The organism is Bacteroides sp. L008 (assembly GCF_040812255.1).
Classification (GTDB): Bacteria; Bacteroidota; Bacteroidia; order Bacteroidales; family Bacteroidaceae; genus Bacteroides; species Bacteroides vicugnae.
On the sequence record NZ_JBFNXO010000003.1, the window covers coordinates 1 to 21119 of the forward strand.

Genomic DNA, 21119 nt, shown 5'->3' on the forward strand with positions numbered 1-21119 from the left:
TTTAGTTTCTTCAAGTCCTCAATGATTTTGTTTTGGGTAGCGATACGTTCATCAATGAGGGATAGTAAAGATGTTATCTTTCGCTGCTCTTCAATAGATGGATAACAAACTTTGATTCTTTTGAGATTCTCTCCATATAAGTGAACAACCGAAACACCTTGAGCAATACGGGCAATATCATGCTTGCGTACACCATTTAACTGATAGGCAAAGAATCCACCATCTTGTGATTTAAGTCGAATAATATTCAAATCTCCACCTAACAAGATGTTGTTATATGGCACACATCGAGCAGTTGAAATGTCAATAGCAGTTTCTCCAGAACAAGGTATTATAACATCATTTGCTTGGCTTTTTACTAATACAGAAGGATTTAAAGCTGTTTTACTGTAAATTTCAGTAATTATCTCAGACTTATATTTAGTGTATAGTTCGCCATATAAAATACATGGGATACCTTGAGCTGATAACTGTTCCTTTGAGATGCCGTTTCCTTTCGTAATATCTGCAATCAGACCTAACGGACATTTCTCCCATTCATTCGTAAACTCTGGGAATCTCAAATGAGGAACATTATAGCAATTATATCCTCAATTCGCGTAGCTTTACCCTGTTTTGTATAACTAAAAATATAAAAGTATGATTCAAAAAAAAACTATCAAAGAAATTTCCGTACTTTGGAAAGAGGACAAAAAGCAATATGTAAAACAATCGACATTTGCTGCGTATGTACTAATTCTTGAAAATCACATTTATCCGACATTTGGAGAAATGTATGAGTTAGAAGAAAATAAGGTGCAGGAATTTGCTCTTCAGAAGATTAATAATGGGTTAAGTAAAAAATCCATTAAGGATATTTTAATTGTATTGAAAATGATATTAAAATTCGGAGTAAAACATGGATTCCTAGATTATAAAGAATGGGAAATCAGATTTCCAACGGAAGATGAGAAACAACATTTAGAAGTTCTTAGTATCTCACATCAAAAAAGAATCATGGGTTTTATCCAAGAGCATTTCACATTCAAAAATTTAGGAATTTATATTTGCCTTAGCACCGGACTACGAATAGGAGAAGTATGTGCTTTAACGTGGGATGATATAAACATAGAATTAGGAATAATTTCTATTAAAAGAACAATTGAACGCATCTATATCATTGATGGAGAGAAGAGACATACAGAACTTATTATCAACACTCCAAAAACTAAAAATTCCATTCGTGAGATCCCAATTACAAAAGAATTAATCAGAATTTTAAAGCCATTGAAAAAGATAGTGAACGGTAACTATTACATTCTAACAAATGAAGAAAAGCCTACAGAACCTAGAACATATCGCAATTATTACAAGAAACTAATGAAAGATCTAAATATTCCAGAACTAAAATTTCATGGTCTTCGTCATAGCTTTGCTACACGTTGCATAGAAAGCAACTGCGACTACAAAACTGTAAGTGTTATTTTAGGCCATTCTAATATCAGTACAACACTTGATCTTTACGTTCACCCCAATATGGAACAAAAGAAAAAATGTATAGATAGAATGATTAAAGGATTAAAATAATCCACGTAAAGGGGAAAAGTCTATTTCTTTTTCCCTTTATAACTTTTTCTTCATATATTTGTACTCAAGCTATCCAAACCGGAAAGCCTATCCCTATCCTAAAACCTACTAATTTTAATAACAAATTACTATGGCAATCATCAAAATTGGAGAACTATTAAAACTTAAAGGGTTAGATACAAATAAAAGAATCAAGTTAGTACGGCATAAAGACGCACGCCAAAAACAATTCATAAATGGAGTAGAAGTAGAAGGTAACCCGTATGACTGGTATAGAAATGATAAAGATAAATTTATAGCATATCAAAGTGAGCAACATAGGGATGTATTTAAAAATGTCGATTATATTGTTTCCTTTATTGGAGAAAACGGCACTATTGCCCGTTTTATCGGTATTTACAAGATTGAAGGCCCTGACAACGAACGCAACACTAATAAATATTGCTATAAAATGACTGAAGTAGAAGGCTTTGATGAACTAAAAGAACGTATCATTATAGACTGGGGGCCTTCAGCCATATCTTGGCATCAATGGCTTAATGATAAAAATGACAAAGAGATTATTGAAATTACTCCAGGATTTGACCATATTTTCCCCGGATATGAGAAAATAGCTCTAACCCTCGCACAACTAAAAAATATAATATTAGAAAAAGAATATCCTGAATGGAAAAAAATGCTTTCTGCTGTAAACTGTATTTATATAATAACGGACAAAAAAACTGGAAAAAATTATATAGGTTCAACATATGGGAAAGAAGGTATTTGGGGTAGATGGAAAGAATATGCCAAAACTGGAGGACACGGAAACAATGTAACCTTACAAAAGTTATACGATCAAGACAATAGCTATCCTAATAATTTCTCTTGGTCTATCCTTGAAACATTATCTATTAGCATTAGTAGTTATGAAGCCATAAATATCGAAAAATGCTATAAGCAAAAATTAGGTACTCTAGCTTTTGGCTTAAATAATAATTAATGATACAAGAAATAGTTAGTTAACCGAAAATTAACAAGGCTGTCAAAGGCGCATTAACTACCCACAATTAACATATTGTATGAATCCTCAAATGTTACCACCGACGGATTGAAAGAGTATAACGAAGAAACTGTTTTATATAACACAAATAATTTTTACGAGAATTGCGGTGTAAAAAATGCAATTGGTAATAACCAAACATTCAATAATTTTCCCATAGAACAAACGATTGAACTCTTTGAGAAACTGTTAGAGAAACAGAAAGAACAATTTGAGAGCCTAAAAAAAGAGAAATAGACGACCTTTATAAAACACTCAACTTCGTTTATAACAATTATTTTCCTAAGGAAGTTGTAGTTGAATTGATTTCCTCAAAGAACAAAGAAATTGATTGGCTAAAAATAGAGATAAAGAACCTTAGACAAGAAAGAGAAACCTTGTTGCAAATAATTAGGGATATGTATTGAGTATCCCTAATTATCAAATGTTGATAAGAAATCCCCATTACATACAAATAAAACACTACCCAACGCTTCCCATTCCCAAAATAAAGTCCTACTTTTGTGGAGAATTCTGTTTGCTCTATTTACAACAGTATTTCACAAATAAAATAAACCTAACAAGATGAAAGAAGAACCCGACAGCCTGTCTGTCCCTTACAATTTTGCCCGTTGCTTCAACGATCAATGTCCACAAGCCTCAAAATGCCTGCGCCACATAGCTACACAACTTGATACAACTGACAACCTTTATATCTCCATCGTTAATCCGGCACGTTATCCTGCGGATGGAAACCAATGCGAATGTTTTAAAACTGCCGTCAAAGTCCATGTGGCATGGGGACTAAAACGATTGCTTGACAGAATCCCTTATGAGGATGCAGTCAGTATCAGAATACAATTAGTGGGACACTACGGGAAAACGGGATATTATCGGTTCTATCGCGGAGAACGGGGGCTTATGCCTAAAGACCAAGCCTATATAAAACAACTATTCCGTAATAAAGGGATAAAAGAAGAACCAACTTACCAACGCTACACAGAAGAATATATTTGGTAAGTTGCTGTCATCTGTCACAGGTTAGGGGTTAATAGTTTAGTAATGAACCGATAAGACTGTGACAGCAAGAGGTGACGGCAGGGTGATGGCATTTTTGCCGTCACCGATTTACTAGTCTTACAACATGATAGAGTGTACCGCTACGCGTATGTTTGGAAGGGATTTCTTGCTTTTTCAGTATTCTTCCGAAGGAATTAACCCTCTTGACAGACATCGGGATTGAACTGCCTTTTTGAATATCTTCCATAATCTCTGCTGGAGACAGCCACTCCCCTTCTTCAGGCTGCGCGGCACGAAAATAACGGAAGAAAAGTTGCTCTTCCGGCGGGACTTGTTCAAATTCACGGTTGTTTTCCACCATGATCTTTTCCTCCTCCTGGTCGAACCAGTAACGTTCGCCATGTTCCAGTTCATACATAGCTTGTGCGTAAAGCTGCTCATAGTCTATCGGACGGTTGGTGTCAATCACTCCAGTCACTTCGATACAAATAAAACGACGACTGCCGGAAGGGTCGGTCAACAGGTCTTTTTGGTTACTCGTAGCTATGAATGAGGCGTAACGGCGCATTTCAAGCACGGCACTGCCATAAGGTTTCTTCACATTCAGTACAGGCTTTTGCAGAATATGTTTCAGAAAGCCTTGTTGTGTCGAACTCACCTGGTCAAATTCATCGATATTGATAAGCGCAAAACGATTGAGGTAAAGTTCTGCATCTTTCTTTCGGGAGAAATCAATACTGTCGGTATAGTAGGAACGCTCGGTAGGGGGCATTATGCTCCGGCAAAAGGTGGATTTACGTGTCCCTTGCGGTCCGACAAGTAAGGGAGAAACACTGTTTGCATACTTTTTATTACTTCCTTTCCAATGAGAAACCATATTGAGAAACCAACGGTGGAACAAATCCATCCAATACGGATTCTTACAAGGGACGGTGGCTGCCAATGCACGGATACGGTCTTTGCCGTCCCACGCAGGAAGCCGGTAGAGAAAATCTTCCAACGGGTTGAATACAGGTACGCGATTGGAGTAAATATAACGACTAATATCCCTGTCCCACAACGGGATGCCTTCCATTTGCGCATCCAGAGCAATGCTGTTCAGCGCACGTTTGTCGAGAGGATTGAAGCGGAAACGGAAAGAAAGCCTTTCACGATATTCTACCTCGCCAATTTGGGTGTTATGGCGAAATTCATAGCGACGTTTCATGAATTCTTCTGTCTGCAAGGCGAGTTGCTGCTCTTTAGTCAGGCTAATATTCTTACCAAAGCCTTTGCACTCGGTATATATATTGCCAATCATTTGCCGGATAAGCTCTTCCTGTTTATACATATAGAAGTGGAAAATGGTACGTTTCACAACTTCTTCTTGCGGAAGTCCCGAAGCAAAACAGTTTTTAGCCAGTTGGACAACTAAAGGATGCCATGTGTCTTCGCACAATTCGAGCCCCGCTTCCCTAAGATCGGCATAAGCTTTCCGAAAAGCGGCTTCGAAAAGCATCAGAAATGCATTTTCCGCATCATATCCCGGTACGGCACGAGTCAATGGAGATTTCTCCGCCTGAACCGCTTCACGGAAAGTGGTTTCTTCGGGCATTGATGATGGTTGAGAGAGATAAAATTGGACTGAATCCGGACGATATATGATGTCCGGATCGTGGGATAAGCGTGAATATTGTTCCAAAGTCGGTTCTTTGGGAAGTATATCGAGGAATCTGGGGCTGATAACATTTCACAGCCAATCGATAAGCATGGGCGTGGAATAATTCCGCTTCTTCCCGTGTATTGGGAAGCGAGTTGTCCGGTCGGGTAAAGGTAGTCCATATTTTCACTGTTTTGCCACTTGAACTCATAAAAACACAACGGGTTTGCGGTTGCTCGCAGGCTTTTTGTTTCACTAAAGCGATTTCCGACTTATTGGACAAGGGACCGATGGTCAGTTCTACAATACCGTTGTAGTTTTTCATCTGTTTCTGACCGTTTACTCTTCGGAATTCGGCAGCAGGAATTATTTTGGGAAGTTTATTGGTAAACATACATCGTTCATCGGGAAGGGTATATCGCAAATGCTCTCTGAATGTAGAAACAGGACGGGATTTTATTTCTGTCTTTATCTTATTTACCAGTATATCAAGATCCATTACGCTAAGCGCTATCGTATCTTCGTTCTTACGAAATTGAGTAATTTTCATTAATTTGATAATAAATTGTTTTGTCAGCGCCTTTGTGATCGTTGAGACTGCTAAATTACTCATATTATTCGGGACCGACAAGAAAAACAAGATTTTAATATAGAAAATTATTGATATATCAAATGTCTATTTAGCCAAAAGAAACGGGATCGTTATCACCCAATTACGGTTCAAGTTAGTTTTCTCTGCTTGAAACTAAAGTTTCAGCTAGGAGAAACTCTAGTTTCATCGGTAAGAAACCAATGGTTTCAAGTAATTGGAACTAGAGTTTCAAGCCTATGAAACTAAAGTTTCAAACCGCAGAACCAACAGTTTCACGCCTTGAAACAGTTAGTTTAAAGGCAGGACACAACTCATAAGTACGGGGATAATAAATTGAACGACTTATCTTTCTATGACTGATACTATCAATTTCCAAACAGTATCTTTGATTTTTTTTGTTTTTTGGGGGTGACAGCATTATTACTATCACACTGCTGTCACCATGTGCTGTCACAGCATTAAGTACTTATACTCTGCAAGTTAGATTATAATCTGTGACAGATGACGGATATATTTTGTTTTTCATTTCATAGGGGGGCTGTGTAATTTCACAGGGGACAATTATTCCATCATCGTATCATATTCCGCGATTTTCTCTTTGCACAAGCGTTCAGTAATATTTTTCAGAATATCTACGCGGGAAATAAGGTATTCCAGTTGTTCTTGTGAAATACTGAAATCATTATTATAACGAGCCTCGATGTATGAACGGCACAATAAATCAAAACAGACTTTCTCAACATCCGTATTTTGAGGAAAGACTGCTGCCAATTCCATCGAAAAGCGTTTTACCATTCCCCGAAGGTCTTGAATTCTGTGATTCTTAGGACGATAATTTGTAAAAACCATCAAGATACAATTATAAAGTTTCTCACAGACTTGATGAAGTAAAAAGGCAGCTTCTTTGTTTTGTCCTTTGGACAAACATATTTTCACTAAGTCAAAAAAATTACACGCATAAGGATACAACCCATCAAATTCTTTTTGTGCAATATCCCGAATCTCCCTAAAACTCAACTTCCGTGGTTTAGCCAATTCATGTTTGCCACTATTATAAAGCATAATACCCTCCTTTACTATATCCGTAAAGAAATATTGGCTGATTTCCAGATTACGATTTACGATATTAATATGTTCTACAACAAATTGTGGAAAAGCATGACGACGATCAGCAAACGAATCATGATATTTATTCGTAATACGGTGCAATTTTCTTTCCACATATTTAGTCTGTCCGGTCACGACGACAAGAATATCGTAATCACTCTGATAAGAAGTATGAACACCAAATTCTATATTACTGTCCCATAAAACATAGTTTCCCCTTGCATAACTTCCGAACAGGATAACCATCTGACAATTCTCGATGTTTTTACACACTAAATCCAGCAAGACTGTCAATTCTTCCTGTGTACGTTTGGGTAAACGTTTTATAGACTTCTTCATTATCATTCTTATTTGTAACTTTACAAAGGTACGAACTTTATCATCCCTAAACTACAGAGATGGAAAAAACTTATAATAAAATCTTTTCAAAAATCCTTCAACACTTCCATCATTGCCGGACGACGTTTATATTTTATCCGAAATTCCGCTACTATGTTTTTCACCGCAGTCTGTCCTCCCTTTAGTTTATGTATGCACGGTAACACTTGTGCGATAAATTCATAATTCCTCCGTCCCATTTTCCGTTCGGCATAGTCATTCAATGAAGAAGTATACATAGCAATCAGCTGTTCCGAATGAGTATCCTTCAAATAATGAGCATACCGCATCAATGCTTCCAGTTGATCATATCTAGTTGATGACAACAAGGTGAACAGACGCTCATTATCCTGTTCTTTCACATAGATATCAGCTTCAGCACTTCCACCGAAAGAAAAATAGTTACTAAATTCTGTTTCTTTCATCATCGTATCCAAAAAACTCTTCCATTGTTCTTTCGGAATCAGAGTTTTGAGTTTATTGTAATATGTCAGTTTATCCCTGCCTGTCACAAACAATAGACGACATGTATCAATTACTTCGGAAGTCCGGTTGGTCGTCTCGTAAATCTTCAGTTTTATTTCCAACCATTTACTATCGGTACCGGGATATATCTCTTCTTTCGCAATCTCTATTCCTTCATCCAGCAAACGGATGGCTTCATCGTATTGGCAACGGACAATCAATTTTTCAACCTCCATCTCCCGTATTTCAGTCAGATAAAGATATTGGCGGATCGTTTCATTCGCTTTTTGCTCTTCATTCTGCTCCAATAATAAGTTGACTTTGCGAAGAACTAACTGATATAAATCATGAGTGTCCTTTCTTGTTTCAAGAAGTCCATCAATCAATTCCAAAGCTTTTTCTGTCGGCTGAATCGAAAGATTGATTTGCATCATAAGTTCATCTATATCATAGATTCCGTAATTTCGATAAGTAGATATTTCAGCAATCTGACGTAATTCCTGTAGAATATCCGTCTTTTGTTTCTGAGTTGTTTTAGGATGTCCAACCACTTTCATGAGTAAACCTCCTGCATGCTCACAATAAAGAGAAGTGCCAAAGTCATCATCATCGTCAATATATAGTAATTCATCCTCATAATTCTCACCGATAGAACGAAGTGTTTGAAGAGCTATGGCAATAGTACTATCCATATCTCCCAGACTCAAAAAGAAGTCTGCTTTCTTCAGAAAAACATCCATTCGATTGAAAACAGTTTCCCAATCACGACTGTAATCATTATAACGATTATGACAACGAGATTTTTTACTGTCACCGAAACTATTAAAAATCTTTTGGATTTCCGTTCTATAATCTTTTCCCTTTGATGTCGAAGACGATTCCTTGAATATAAAACGCTTCAAAAACGCTGCCTTAAATTCCGGATTCATTGAGGCATACTCACTGATAAATGTAGAAAGTTCCTGCGGATTAATGAATGACAGCAATTGTTTGATGTCCACATCGGGCTGTACAACCTCTTCTTCCTTTGTAACTATTCTCATTTTTGAAAATGCACTACGACTCACCCGTTTATTATTATCACGAATTGCCAAAAGTACTGCCACGACATGCTTGCAGATTTCTCCATCATACGGACAATCACAGTACCAGGATTCTACTTCCTTTCCGTTCATAGATATTTCTACATTATAATCGTCCGTTCCCTCTACGATTGCAGTCCATTCACCGGGTGAGGTTTCTTCCAGTTCGGAAACGACATCTGTATCATAATACTCTTCCCCGCGTATCAATATCTTATAGGGGACAAAGTCCTCAAAATTATCCAGTGTAATCATATGACTAATTTAATACTTTATATATCCTTCTTGTTCATACGCTTTCCCATATTTATGAATCATTGTCACCAATGGTCTTATACGCTCATCAGAAACAAGCATACCTCTATAACGCAAATACTGGTTATCATAAAGCTGACGGTTTCCGGTCTTGAGACGCTTCTCCACATCCGCAGGAATGAAAAACTCCGCACGATTACCCAATTTAGCATAAAATTCATTCAGAAAGATGAAGACTCCCGCCAAATCAATGTCTCCGAAATGAATATAGCGATTGGGAATTATCTTTAGCCAGTTACACAAATCCTTCGATTGCGGATAACGGGACACGAAAAGAACTTTCATTCTTTCAAACAAGTACTTTTGGGCACGGATATGCTGGAAATTCTCTCCATTCTCTATACCTACTACTACAACATCTTCAGGAATACGGAAATATTCGTAATCCTGCATGAAGATGGAAGTGCCTTGCAAGGGAGAAAGAACGCATGGTTTGCCATGAAAAGTAGCTTCTATAGGCGTATAACAATTGAGGAGAAAACCTTTGAACGTACGGGTATATCGCAATTTAGAGTCCCCCGCCTTCGCCACTTGCTCCGAACGTGACACTTCATCCGGATAGTTCTTCATCTCAATCCAATCTTCCAGCTCCATACCGGAAGTATAATTCTGGGAGATGTAGATACGACATCCTTCCGGGTCAATCATACGAAAACTACGCTTACTCCCTCGGGGAACAATAGTGATGATTCCCTCATCCATTAATCTATTTGCTATCAGTCCATCAAACTTTGTGTAAGGTATGAGCTCGCCGCCCAGCATTTTCAGAACCAGCCTCGCCATTGCCAATGTAAATAAACTGCCACTCATTTTTCTATCTTATTATAGGTTAACAATGGGACAACCTGTGTATTTGACCGCCCGTCTTTACTCAATAAATAGGTATAACGATAATCTTCCACATTGTAAGTAGTGGGAGAACTGTTTACCAACAATATATTCCGGCAATTGGCAAAGTCCAAAATACCTTTTACATTGTTGGGGTGTAACTTGCCTATTTCATCCATCATACAATGGATTTTAAAGTCACCAAACTTACGTGACGCCTTTTCTTTGAATACATTAATCAGCATGATATTGACCATTGCTTTCACCAGAATGTCCGTACCGTCAGAACCTACATTGGCTATCTTCTCCACCCATCCCGTATCGTTATCATTCTCTTTCACACGGAACTCCAGTTTGAATGTATCGGCAAGCGCCAACCGTCTGCGTCCCGGCTCGTCAAGCAGGAATTTCATAAACGACAACAAATGCCGGACAGCCACCGCATTGACATCTTCACGGGAATCCTGCGAGAACAAGTCAACCTTTCCCATATTATATTGGTTCTCATCACTAAACCGTTTAATCTCCAGCAATAGCTGCATCTGTTTATCACTGCTCTGAAGCGGGCGAAGAGCTATTTCCTTTATTACTCCGGCAAAATTCCGCTTGACAAAATCGTCGTTGATATCCTTTATTGTTCTGTGTATCTCGCTTTCATTACGGGTCAGCCCTCCCACTTCCTGCGAAATCCGGCGGATTATATCCGTATACCGTTCACTGATATGTTTCTGATAGTCGGAAATCTTATCATTATCCACAAACTCGCACAGATTGGAAGCGAAATCGTAGTAATCCTGTTCTCCAACCAGTTCCGTACGGAAATGAAACGTGTTTTTTGACGAGAAGTTTCCATTGAACTGCGTCACTGCTTTCTTGAATTCTTCTGTTTTTCTGATAGTGGATACGATGAGCGACTTCAACTCTTCCACAATAACATCGCAATTTTTCCGGGTAGGCTTCTCTCCTATTTCTGTCACAGAAGACGGACAAAAAGTTTCATCTTTCCGGAACATATCCACTTTATTCAACCCGTCCTCCAATAAGTGCAATTCTTTGCTAATCCGCTCAAGATGCTCGTCCGCCCCTTTTTTCTGAATCTGCAACTTCTCCTTTTTCAGAGCGAAACGTTCGTCCAATGCAACTAGCTTCGCATCCTGTTCTTTCTTCCGACTTCGCGTAGCAGGTTCTTTATCAAACAGTTCCTCCTTGTCTCTTTCATAATAAAGAACTTGCGGGCGGGATCTACCTATATAATCCAATTCTTTATTTATTCCGGCAAGCCTGTCATCATACTTGCGGATAGTGACCGTATCAGCACCCTTTCCATTCAATTCATTCTCCTGCGCCTGCTTCAATTCCTTTTTCCGCTCCTCAGTTTGCTGTTTCATCCGCTCTATCTCTTGCTGAACACCGGCAATAAACTCCTCCAGTTCCTTCCGGAGTTCCGTCCTGCTGTCATTATACACTTTCCGGCAGGCTTTCAACAGTTTTTCCCGTTCCGCCAAATGCTTTTCCTTCTCTCCTTCCGCCACATAAAGACGATGGCCGACTTCATTCAGTTGCGCCTGCAATTCTTCGGTACACCCTCTTTTCCATTCCTCTTCCTTCGTCTTCCATGAGGCGTAATCAGCCTGCAAATTCTTCAATTTTGCAGGAATCTGCATTCGCTCGGCTTCCATCAGATGTTGTTCTTCCAAAATACTATGTATTTGCTTCGAATACTTCTTCTCCAAAGAAGAAACAGCTTCCGCCTCTTCTTCCGTCAGTCGGGTGAGACGGTCGGTACAAAGTTGCCGGGCTGCTTGCTGCCTGTCACGCTCCTGCTTCATTTCCTCGGGAGTGCGGACAGAACGCTCGATTGCTGTCAGATTGAGTGAAACGCCGAACAAAGTAGCTTCCTTATTCACTAATTGAGGTTGCAGTTCATTGTTGTACAACACCAGTTCCTCATCCGCCACCTTGCCTATCGTCTCCTGCCAATCCGGTTTGTTCTTCTCCAACCATTCACACAAAGAACCTTTTCGTTTCTCAATCAAGGCGTCCAATGTTTGTAACTGTTCTTCAATCGCACTCCGCTCTTTGCGAACAATCTCCATCTTTGCCTGAAATTCCCATTTCAATTCTTTCACTTTCCATTCACACTCCTGTCTCAACTGCTTTATTTCTCCTTGTTGCTGACGAATATTAAGCTCCAACTCCTTGTCCTTTTTGCGCAATTCGTTAATCCCGTCTTCACAATCGGACATTTCCTTTTGATGGAGATGTTCGTATTTCACCTTTTGAAGTTTCAGGTTACACTTTGCCTGTTCATCGCGCAACTGCCGGATACGATTATCCACAGTCTGCACTTTCTCTTCTTGCGTTGCTCTTACTCTCTCTTCTTCCACACGAAGTTGTTGCATCAATTCCTCCTGTTTGCCGGCAATCTCCGCATTCCGAGCATTTATCCGTGCTTGCTGACTATTCTCAAAAGTACGGAAATCAGCTTCCAGTTTCTCAAACAGCAATCGGTACTTACTCAATACATCCTCATAAGCTCTTGTCAGTTCCGATTTCATATTCCGGACTTGTTCAAGTTCCTGAATCAGTAGTTCTTCGCAAGATACCCGTTTGATGATTTCTTCAATCTGCATCTGCTCGTAATGCAGACGTTTCTCACGTATCTTTTTGAGCAAATCGTTTATTATACCTATATCCCTAATCAAACCATCACGTTCATTGGTGTACTTTTGTTGCAGTTCACCCATAAGCCGTAGCAACCGTTCACGTTCCGTCTCCGCTTTAGCCTGTTCTTCCTTCACTAACGGAATCTCACGCAAAGCCCGTTTCTCCGCAAAGTTAAGCTCCGCACGCCCTTCACCAATCTGCTTTTGGGTATAAATCAAGTCACGATAGGCGTTCATTACTTTCTCCGCCATCTTCCGGACAGGCACTTCTCCATTCTTGTTCTTTGTAAACCAAAGCATCACGTCCCTGTATTCCTGCTCGAATTCCTTTATCTGGCTACGATAGAAGTCCAAATCGACAGAGATATCCTCATCACTCATCGAACGGATAATGGTATCTTTTATAAAATCAGCATCCAGTTTGGAATTTAAAAAGACATTCTGTATCGTCCGCGGAATATTCTGATATTTTGCACTTTCCACAATGGCAAACTTGCGGTAAGGTATCATTTCATGCTTGCGGTTATTACCGAAAATAATGTCCCGATACATTTCATAGCTAGTCACTTGTGCAGTAATCTGAATCTTCGAACCGATATGTTCTCGGATACGTCCCCATTCAGAATGTACCACATTATGTTCGTCAATGAACCAGTCCTGTTGGAATGGCGCATCAATAAAACGGAAAAACACCCGTCCCTGGGATTTGGCAGCTACCACACAATATGCCCCATTCTCCCGCATCACCTCATAGATAATGTAAGAATTGGCATAAGGAAAGTAAAAAGCATCGAAGCTTTTCTTCTCTTTCGGAATGCCCAGTCTTAGTTTGTCAGCATTATAAAAGAATAGGATGGCACGGAGCAGTGTACTCTTACCAACACCTTGCGTACCTATAAAATGTACGTTCCCATCCAACTTCACTTCCGCATATGGAATATGGGCACTGTTCAGAAAAATAATCTTATTCAGGTATCTCATCTTGCACCTCCTCTGAAATTGTGATACAATCAACCAAGTCCTCCATATAATGGAAAGCCGACAATACTTTATATGTCCCATCGAGTTCGTTTTCTTTCTCTATCAGTCCTATACTCTCCAATTCTTTCAACAGTTTGCCGACAACTTCATCATATTTCTTCTTATCCGAAAACAGTTTGGTTGCCTTTTCTTTCAATTCGATATCGCATCCTATCTGAATTTCAATATCAGCAGCACGGAACAGAAAGCCCGGGCCGAATGCCGAATGATAGGTTTTTAGGAAACTCAGGTAATCAATCCACTTCTGAATCGCTTCCAGTTTACGTTCCAAATCGACTTTCGATTCCTTGCGAGTAAAGTAGTAATAACCGTCACCGCCTTCCAAATAGAAACCGATACCTTTATAGTAATCATAATAATCGGGCAAATCTTCCTCAATGGCATCATACAAGCGTTTCACTTGGGTAGAGACACTATTGGAAGAAATGAATCCCCCTTTGCTAAGTATATTAAATATTTCTTCAGTGTATTTCATGGTCATCTGTTTTTAACATTCAGCATACATCATTTGGCATATATTAAAGGGTATTCCACTTCATCGGAGATTTCATAAGTATCCGTAAAGCGAAGTTCGTCGGCATACTGTGATGCCAGTTGGCAGAAAAAGATTAATTTCTCTCCACGTGTCACCTCTTTCCGGTAGCGATAGTTCATCACAAAAGAGAACAGGTGGGTGCTGGACGCCATAAATGAATTATGCACTTCCTGCAAGTTTACGGTATCTATCATTTGCGACTGCCCATCCAGGTATCCTTCCGGAATGGCATCTGCCAGTTGTTTCATTCCTTTCGGAGAATTTCTCTGCCGCGCGACAAGTTTCTTCAAAATCTGAAAAGCCTCATCGGAAGTCCGTAGATTATCAATGGAAAGCTTGATGCGATAACCGACCTGCGGCTCCATCCAGACAGGATTTTTTTGTGCGGCAACAGAACGGATACTTGTATGTTCTTCCAACAAGAACTGGTCTTTCAGGTACTTCAACTTCTTTACTTTCTCAAAGATGCGGTTCTGATAATCTATCAGATTCAGATAATGGATGATTTGTTTCTGGATTTCAATCAGGTTATGGTACGAGTCATTTAGCTGAAGTTTTACATCACTTACTACATTCCGCATCTGTACGTCCATCGCCACTCGGAAGAAAATAGGCTGTCCGTAGTCTATCAATTCCTCACTTTTACGGATCAGCAGAGCAATATTGTTCCGTTTCTCATCAAGCCGGACGAGTTTGGTTTTCTTTATCTTATAATTCGGTTCGTTCTTATAAGTATTATCCATGTTCCTTTTCAAGTCCATCACATTGCGGACTGTAGTCAGAGCGATGTTTTTTAGACAGCGTTTCACTTCACGCTGGTAGTTGTATTTACGTTGCTCGTTATTCTCTTTCAGATAATAGTCAATATTTTCATTCAGTCGCGTCAGGTAATCCTGCACGAAAGAAACATTGATTTCTTCATTTACTTCGAGCACATCTTCAAAGAATTTCAGATAGATATCTTCCATTTCCAGAAAGTCACCAGTATCCCGGATAACCCCATAGTCAATCAGATAACGGATACGCTCTTCTTTGTACTCTGTCATTTCAAGCGCATAATCGTAGCGGAACGAAAGAGACTTCCGTTTGGCAAACATTTCTTTCAGAAGTTCTTTCTCCCTGTCCAGACTTTTGACAAGTTCTTCTATAGAACGAAAAGTGCTCATATTAGTTTTGTCTTTTAATGATGTTTACTACTTCCAAATATTTACATAGTATATATTTCAGTAATAAGATATCACAAAAATAACATAAATGAAATAGTAAACCTAATTTCTGTATCAATATTTTCATTACTACAAAAATTGAGAAACTAACTCTACATATTCATTATACAACTATAAATTTCAAGTAAGAATTTGCAAAGGCAATTACTATTTATACCTTTGTGACTTCAATAGAGAATATGATTTCACTAGAGAATTAGTAACCCGTTAAAAGAGAAATTGATTATGCGTTCATTCATCCTATTTCTTTGTTTAGTCCCCACCCTCCTGTTTGCCCGACAAACTCAACTGGAGACACAGTTGAAAGAAGCCATCAAGGGAAAGAAGGCCGAAATAGGAATAGCCGTCATCATTGATGGGAAAGATACGATAACTGTCAATAATGATATTCACTATCCACTGATGAGCGTATTCAAGTTTCATCAGGCATTAGCATTGGCAGATTATATGGGAAAACAGAAGCGATCGCTGGAAACCCGGTTACCCATTAAAAAATCGGATTTAAAGCCGGATACTTACAGTCCGCTACGGGATAAATATCCGCAGGGAGGAATTGAAATGAGTATTGCCGACCTGCTAAAATATACACTTCAACAGAGCGACAACAATGCCTGCGATATTCTTTTTGATTATCAGGGAGGTCCGGATGCCGTAAACAAGTATATCCATTCACTAGGAATCCGGGAATGTGTCATTATCGGAACGGAAACTGCCATGCACGAAGACTTGAACCTATGTTATGAAAACTGGACTACTCCGTTAGCCGCAGCCGAATTAGTGGAAATATTCCGTAAGAAGCCATTGTTTCCCAAAGTGTACAAAGACTTCATATTTCAAACAATGGTGGAATGTCAAACCGGACAAGACCGTCTGGTCGCTCCATTGCTCGACAAAAAAGTAACCGTAGGCCATAAAACCGGAACGGGAGATCTTAATGCGAAAGGACAACAAATCGGCTGTAATGACATCGGTTTCGTTCTTTTGCCCGGTGGACGTAGTTACAGCATAGCTGTCTTCGTGAAGGATTCTGAAGAAAACAATCAGGCGAACAGTAAGATTATCGCAGATATTTCCCGTATCGTTTACGAATATGTAATGCAGCATTAAAATGGAGACAAAGTACGTTCGGTACGAATGAAGATTGAAACAAAGTAATAGAAATTAGAAAATTCATTTATATGAAACTACATCATATCGCTATCTGGACTTTTCGTCTGGAAGAATTAAAAGAGTTCTATGTCCGCTTCTTCGGAGGAAAAAGCAACGAAAAATATATCAATCCCAAGAAAGGATTCGAGTCCTATTTTATCTCCTTTGGAGAGGGAACAGACTTGGAACTGATGAGTCGTACAGATGTACAGAACACTCCCATTGAAGAAAACAGGGTTGGACTGACACATTTCGCTTTCACCTTCCCCAGCCAGGAAGAAGTATTACGCTTCACCGAACAAATGCGTTCGGAAGGATATACCATCGCCGGCGAACCGCGTACTTCGGGAGACGGATACTTTGAAAGTGTAGTCCTCGATCCTGATGGAAACCGGATCGAATGTGTATACCGGAAAACAGCAATCGAACCGGAAACTAAAGTTGGAGAGGAGACTGAAATTGAGCCGAAAACTGAAATTGAAAGTATTCCCCCCGTAACGCTCCATACAGAACGTTTATTTCTCCGCCCCTTCGAAGAGAGAGATGCAGAAGCGTTTTTCGCTTGTTGCCAGAACCCGAATCTGGGGAACAACGCCGGATGGCCGCCTCACCGTACATTGGATGAATCCCGCCAGATCCTTCATTCCACATTTATCAATCAGGAGGGTATATGGGCGGTGATGCTAAAAGACACGAAACAACTGATCGGTTCCGTTGGTATTATTCCCGACCCCAAACGGGAAAATCCACAAGTGAGAATGTTGGGTTACTGGCTCGGCGAGACTTATTGGGGCAAAGGATATATGACCGAAGCAGTGCAAGCCGTCCTCAACTATGGCTTTGAAGAATTGCGGCTTAGCCTCATCACAGCTACTTGTTACCCGCACAATAAACGTTCGCAGAAAGTACTGAAAAAGAACGGTTTCATCTACGAAGGTACACTTCATCAGGCAGAACTGACTTACAACGGAAACATCTACGACCACCAGTGTTACTATCTGCCCGGCATCTCCCAACCTACCCCGGAAGATTATGATGAAATCCTCGATGTATGGGAAATGTCCGTTCGCCACACACATGATTTCCTGACGGAAGAACATATCCAGTTTTATAAACCACTGGTGCGGGATCATTATTTACCTGCCGTTGAACTTTTCGTGATCCGGAATGTCAGCGGAAAGATTGCCGCCTTTATGGGACTGAGCGATGAACTGATCGAAATGTTGTTCGTACATCCCGACGAACAAGGAAAAGGATATGGCAAACGATTAATAGAATACGCAAAAGATAAAAAATATATGGATAAAGTAGATGTAAACGAGCAGAATGAAAAGGCACTCCAATTCTATCTCCATTTAGGATTCCAAGTCATCGGCAGAGATGAAACGGACAGCATGGGCAAACCTTTCCCCATTCTTCATTTACAACTGCCGGAAGCTGATTCCGATAATAGAGATTAATTCCCCAAAACACGAAAGTTACATGAACCTACGTGCAAGATTATCCGAACGAGTACACATTGAAGACATCAGAGAGGTACTCCACTTTATACAGGATGATGAACGGCTTAGAGAAGAAATCTACCAACTGATATTCGACGAAGATGCTATCGTCTCCTATCAGGCATTGTGGGTATGTACTCATTTCTCAAAGGCAGATGTAGAATGGTTAAGCGGGAAACAAGACGTATTGATTGACGCTGCCATGACCTGCCCACACTCTGGAAAACGGAGAATGATTCTGAACCTGATATGCCAGCAACCTGCCGCCGACCCGCCACGAGTGGATTTCCTCGATTTCTGCATGGAACGTATGATCTCCCGTGAGGAACCACCGGGCGTACAGTCGCTCTGTATGAAACTGGCTTATCAACTGACACGCTCCATACCGGAACTGCAACAGGAACTACGCACCATGTTGGAAATCATGGAACCCGACTTATTGGTTCCCGCTATCCGTGCTGTGCGAAGAAACACGCTGAAAGCCATACAAGCAAAGAAAAGCTGATTGTTTTCATCACCTTTTTTTCATCGTTTGATCAGAGTATATCCAGATGGAAGATCTGGGATATACCCGTCACCGAAATCTGAATACCGATGCAGAAAGTGAAAAAAGCAACAAGCTTATTAATGATTTGATTTCCCACCGGTCCCAACCTCTGAATAAACCTCTGTCCCTGTGAAAGGAAAACGTAAAAGATGGCTGCCATACAAATAATGACAAGTGCAATGACCAAATAATTAATTCCGGTTTGCAGCAACTTGCCTTTAACACTTGCAGACGCCATCAAAGTAAAGATAACCGATATACTGCCCGGCCCGATACTGATAGGAAACGTGATGGGATAAAATATCTTCTGCTCGATGTTTTTCCATCTGAAACCGTCTACATTCTTGCTGGCTTCTTCTTTATCAGACGAACCCGAATCCCCCAACAGCTCCATTGCCGTCTTGCAAATCAGTATTCCACCTCCCAACTGAATAACAGGAATAGCCAGACCGAAAATCAACAGAAACAAATGCCCTATCACCAATGTCCCTACACCGATCATTATAAAATTGAGTGTCAGTTTCTGAATAGCTGCTTTCCGTTGTTGAGGATCGAGGTCTGTAAAGAATCCATTAACGACAAAACCATTTCCCAAAGGATTTATCACCGGAAACAGTGCCATAAACGATGACGAAAATATGATTAGAAGATTGCTTAATGACATAATACCTGTTTTTTGATACTTTATTAATATCTGAGATGTATCTAAAACATAAATGGAACGTTATTGTTTTGAGAATATGCTTTTGCGAAAGGAATCCGCATCGGTTGAATTCCTCGTGAAAGCAGCTTATAATAAACCTTTAACTAGAAATTAAAATTATGTGTACAAGAGTCGTTTATTCGGGAAAAAATGGAATGGTGGCAACCGGCCGGTCTATGGATTGGAAAACAGAAATGCACAGTAATCTTTGGGTATTTCCCAAAGGTATGGAAAGAAATGGAGAAACGGGAGCCAACTCCCTGAAATGGACTTCCAAGTATGGCAGTGTGGTAACTTCGGCTTTCGAGATTGCCAGTACAGATGGGATGAATGAAAAAGGGTTGGTTGCCAATCTGCTGTGGCTGCCCGAAACGGAGTATCCGGTCAGAGATCAAACTAAACCGGGACTTGCCATTACCGCATGGGTACAATATATGCTGGATAACTTCGCCAACGTAGAAGAGGCCGTCGCTTTCATCGATGAGAATACTTTCCAAGTGGTATCGGACATGATGCCGGATGGTTCCCGCCTGGCAACCTTGCATTTATCAATTTCCGATGCAACAAGTGATTGTGCGATATTCGAATATACGGGCGGAAAGCTGACTGTCTACCACAGCAAGGAGTACAAAGTGATGACCAACTCCCCTACCTACAACAAACAACTGGCACTAAACGAATACTGGAAATCAATAGGAGGATTGAGCTTCCTGCCCGGAACCAACCGACCGTCCGACCGTTTTGCAAGAGCCAGTTTTTATATCAATGCCCTGCCCCCAACAGATGATGTGAGGATAGCCGTGGCAAGTGTATTCAGCGTTATCCGTAATACTTCTGTTCCTTATGGCATATCCACTCCCGAATTTCCGGAAATTTCCACCACACAATGGAGAACGGTATCGGATAGTAAGAATCTGCTCTACTTCTTCGAATCAAGTCTGACACCTAATACATTCTGGGTAAATCTGCGGGAAACAGACTTGTCGGAAGGAGCTCCGGTACTCAAATTGTCTATCGCCAACGGTGAAACTTATCATGGAAATGCAACGAAAGAGTTTCAACCGGCACAGCCGTTCAGATTTATGGGAGTAAAAGGATAAAATTATCCCCGGAAACGATCCGTCTGAAGCACACCCAAAAAGTTTTTGTATCTAACTCTTGAGACGTATTTCGATCATTTCCGGGGATAAAATCTGTTTCTTTAACAGCTTGCCATTAATTGAAATAATAAAGGAATACAGCAATTCCTTCCAGCGCCTTCTTCGGTTGGTCTTTTATTTCGATAGCAAACTTAATTTCTGCTTTTGCCACACCACGCAGATTGGTCAGTGAGTGCAAAGTAGTCACCAGACGCACGCTCTGTCCTGACAATACAGCCTGACCGAATTTCATCTTATCCATACCGTAGTTAATCATCATCTTCAGGTTATTTACCTGTATAATCTGATTCCACAGATAAGGAAGCATAGACAATGTCAGGTAGCCATGAGCAATCGTGCTATGATAAGGGCTGTCTACTTTCGCACGTTCCGTATCTACATGAATCCATTGATGATCCAGCGTTGCATCAGCAAAAAGATTAATACGTTCCTGCGAGAGTTCCACATAATCGGAAACACCTATCTGTTGGCCTACTAGTTTTTCAAATTCTTCATACGAATTGATAATTACTTTTTCCATAAGTCTTATCGTTTTTATGGGGGTTATTTACTATTAAATTGGGGACAAAAATAGGAA

At 40.1% G+C, this 21119-nt stretch carries 16 protein-coding genes and 2 pseudogenes; 8 read left to right on the forward strand and 10 right to left on the reverse strand.

The window, feature by feature from the left end; all coding sequences use genetic code 11:
• Positions 1 to 563 (reverse strand): restriction endonuclease subunit S (locus AB3G73_RS23845; protein WP_367745731.1); only part of this gene is annotated, 563 nt, incomplete at its 3' end.
• Between the two features lie 76 nt (positions 564 to 639).
• On the opposite strand from AB3G73_RS23845, the gene AB3G73_RS23850 reads away from it, so the two are divergent.
• The 4 genes and pseudogenes from AB3G73_RS23850 to AB3G73_RS23865 all read left to right on the forward strand — a co-directional run bounded on the left by AB3G73_RS23850 (position 640) and on the right by AB3G73_RS23865 (position 3607).
• Positions 640 to 1566 carry a site-specific integrase gene (locus tag AB3G73_RS23850; RefSeq protein WP_164727359.1) on the forward strand — a complete coding sequence of 309 codons (927 nt, stop codon included), beginning with the start codon at positions 640 to 642 and terminating at the stop codon, positions 1564 to 1566.
• A 130-nt stretch (positions 1567 to 1696) separates the two neighbouring features.
• Entirely contained in the window at positions 1697 to 2548 is an 852-nt protein-coding gene (locus AB3G73_RS23855) for a GIY-YIG nuclease family protein (protein WP_367745732.1), read from the forward strand.
• Positions 2549 to 2641: 93 nt separating this feature from the next.
• Positions 2642 to 2845: pseudogene (locus tag AB3G73_RS23860) on the forward strand (XRE family transcriptional regulator); the annotation flags it as partial.
• Positions 2846 to 3172: 327 nt separating this feature from the next.
• Positions 3173 to 3607: a DUF6078 family protein gene (locus tag AB3G73_RS23865; RefSeq protein WP_321020541.1), complete on the forward strand. Its 435-nt coding sequence runs from the start codon at positions 3173 to 3175 to the stop codon at positions 3605 to 3607.
• Positions 3608 to 3707: 100 nt separating this feature from the next.
• Here AB3G73_RS23865 and AB3G73_RS23870 read toward each other — a convergent pair.
• The 7 genes and pseudogenes from AB3G73_RS23870 to AB3G73_RS23900 all read right to left on the reverse strand — a co-directional run bounded on the left by AB3G73_RS23870 (position 3708) and on the right by AB3G73_RS23900 (position 15421).
• Positions 3708 to 5796 (reverse strand): annotated as a pseudogene (locus tag AB3G73_RS23870) (BT4734/BF3469 family protein).
• Positions 5797 to 6399: 603 nt separating this feature from the next.
• On the reverse strand, positions 6400 to 7284 hold the full coding sequence (locus AB3G73_RS23875) for a HEPN domain-containing protein (RefSeq protein ID WP_320978748.1): 885 nt from the start codon (positions 7282 to 7284) through the stop codon (positions 6400 to 6402).
• Between the two features lie 86 nt (positions 7285 to 7370).
• Complete coding sequence (locus tag AB3G73_RS23880; RefSeq protein ID WP_367745734.1) at positions 7371 to 9125, reverse strand: SWIM zinc finger domain-containing protein; 1755 nt, start codon at positions 9123 to 9125, stop codon at positions 7371 to 7373.
• A gap of 9 nt (positions 9126 to 9134) precedes the next feature.
• Positions 9135 to 9995 carry a hypothetical protein gene (locus tag AB3G73_RS23885; RefSeq protein WP_367745735.1) on the reverse strand — a complete coding sequence of 287 codons (861 nt, stop codon included), beginning with the start codon at positions 9993 to 9995 and terminating at the stop codon, positions 9135 to 9137.
• Positions 9992 to 13660, reverse strand: coding sequence for an ATP-binding protein (locus tag AB3G73_RS23890; RefSeq protein WP_320978746.1), 3669 nt, complete (start codon positions 13658 to 13660; stop codon positions 9992 to 9994). Before AB3G73_RS23890 ends, AB3G73_RS23885 begins: the two co-directional genes overlap by 4 nt.
• On the reverse strand, positions 13644 to 14195 hold the full coding sequence (locus tag AB3G73_RS23895) for a hypothetical protein (RefSeq protein WP_004308256.1): 552 nt from the start codon (positions 14193 to 14195) through the stop codon (positions 13644 to 13646). Before AB3G73_RS23895 ends, AB3G73_RS23890 begins: the two co-directional genes overlap by 17 nt.
• Positions 14196 to 14224: 29 nt before the next feature.
• Positions 14225 to 15421 (reverse strand): hypothetical protein, encoded by a 1197-nt coding sequence (locus AB3G73_RS23900; protein WP_004314780.1) that lies wholly within the window; start codon positions 15419 to 15421, stop codon positions 14225 to 14227.
• A gap of 285 nt (positions 15422 to 15706) precedes the next feature.
• On the opposite strand from AB3G73_RS23900, the gene bla reads away from it, so the two are divergent.
• From bla to AB3G73_RS23915, 3 genes are all read left to right on the forward strand, one after another.
• The gene (gene bla, locus AB3G73_RS23905; RefSeq protein WP_320980074.1) at positions 15707 to 16588 is read left to right on the forward strand and encodes a class A beta-lactamase, subclass A2; all 882 of its coding nucleotides are present in this window, start codon (positions 15707 to 15709) and stop codon (positions 16586 to 16588) included.
• A gap of 71 nt (positions 16589 to 16659) precedes the next feature.
• Positions 16660 to 18090, forward strand: a complete 1431-nt coding sequence (locus tag AB3G73_RS23910; RefSeq protein WP_320980075.1) for a GNAT family N-acetyltransferase — start codon at positions 16660 to 16662, stop codon at positions 18088 to 18090.
• 22 nt (positions 18091 to 18112) lie between these two features.
• Complete coding sequence (locus AB3G73_RS23915) at positions 18113 to 18637, forward strand: hypothetical protein (protein ID WP_148364486.1); 525 nt, start codon at positions 18113 to 18115, stop codon at positions 18635 to 18637.
• Positions 18638 to 18668: 31 nt separating this feature from the next.
• Here AB3G73_RS23915 and AB3G73_RS23920 read toward each other — a convergent pair whose 3' ends face one another.
• Complete coding sequence (locus AB3G73_RS23920) at positions 18669 to 19343, reverse strand: MarC family protein (RefSeq protein WP_148364485.1); 675 nt, start codon at positions 19341 to 19343, stop codon at positions 18669 to 18671.
• Positions 19344 to 19501: 158 nt separating this feature from the next.
• On the opposite strand from AB3G73_RS23920, the gene AB3G73_RS23925 reads away from it, so the two are divergent.
• Positions 19502 to 20482 (forward strand): linear amide C-N hydrolase, encoded by a 981-nt coding sequence (locus tag AB3G73_RS23925; RefSeq protein ID WP_004304821.1) that lies wholly within the window; start codon positions 19502 to 19504, stop codon positions 20480 to 20482.
• Between the two features lie 115 nt (positions 20483 to 20597).
• Here AB3G73_RS23925 and AB3G73_RS23930 read toward each other — a convergent pair whose 3' ends face one another.
• Complete coding sequence (locus AB3G73_RS23930) at positions 20598 to 21062, reverse strand: MaoC family dehydratase (protein WP_004301986.1); 465 nt, start codon at positions 21060 to 21062, stop codon at positions 20598 to 20600.
• Positions 21063 to 21119 lie beyond the last annotated feature (57 nt).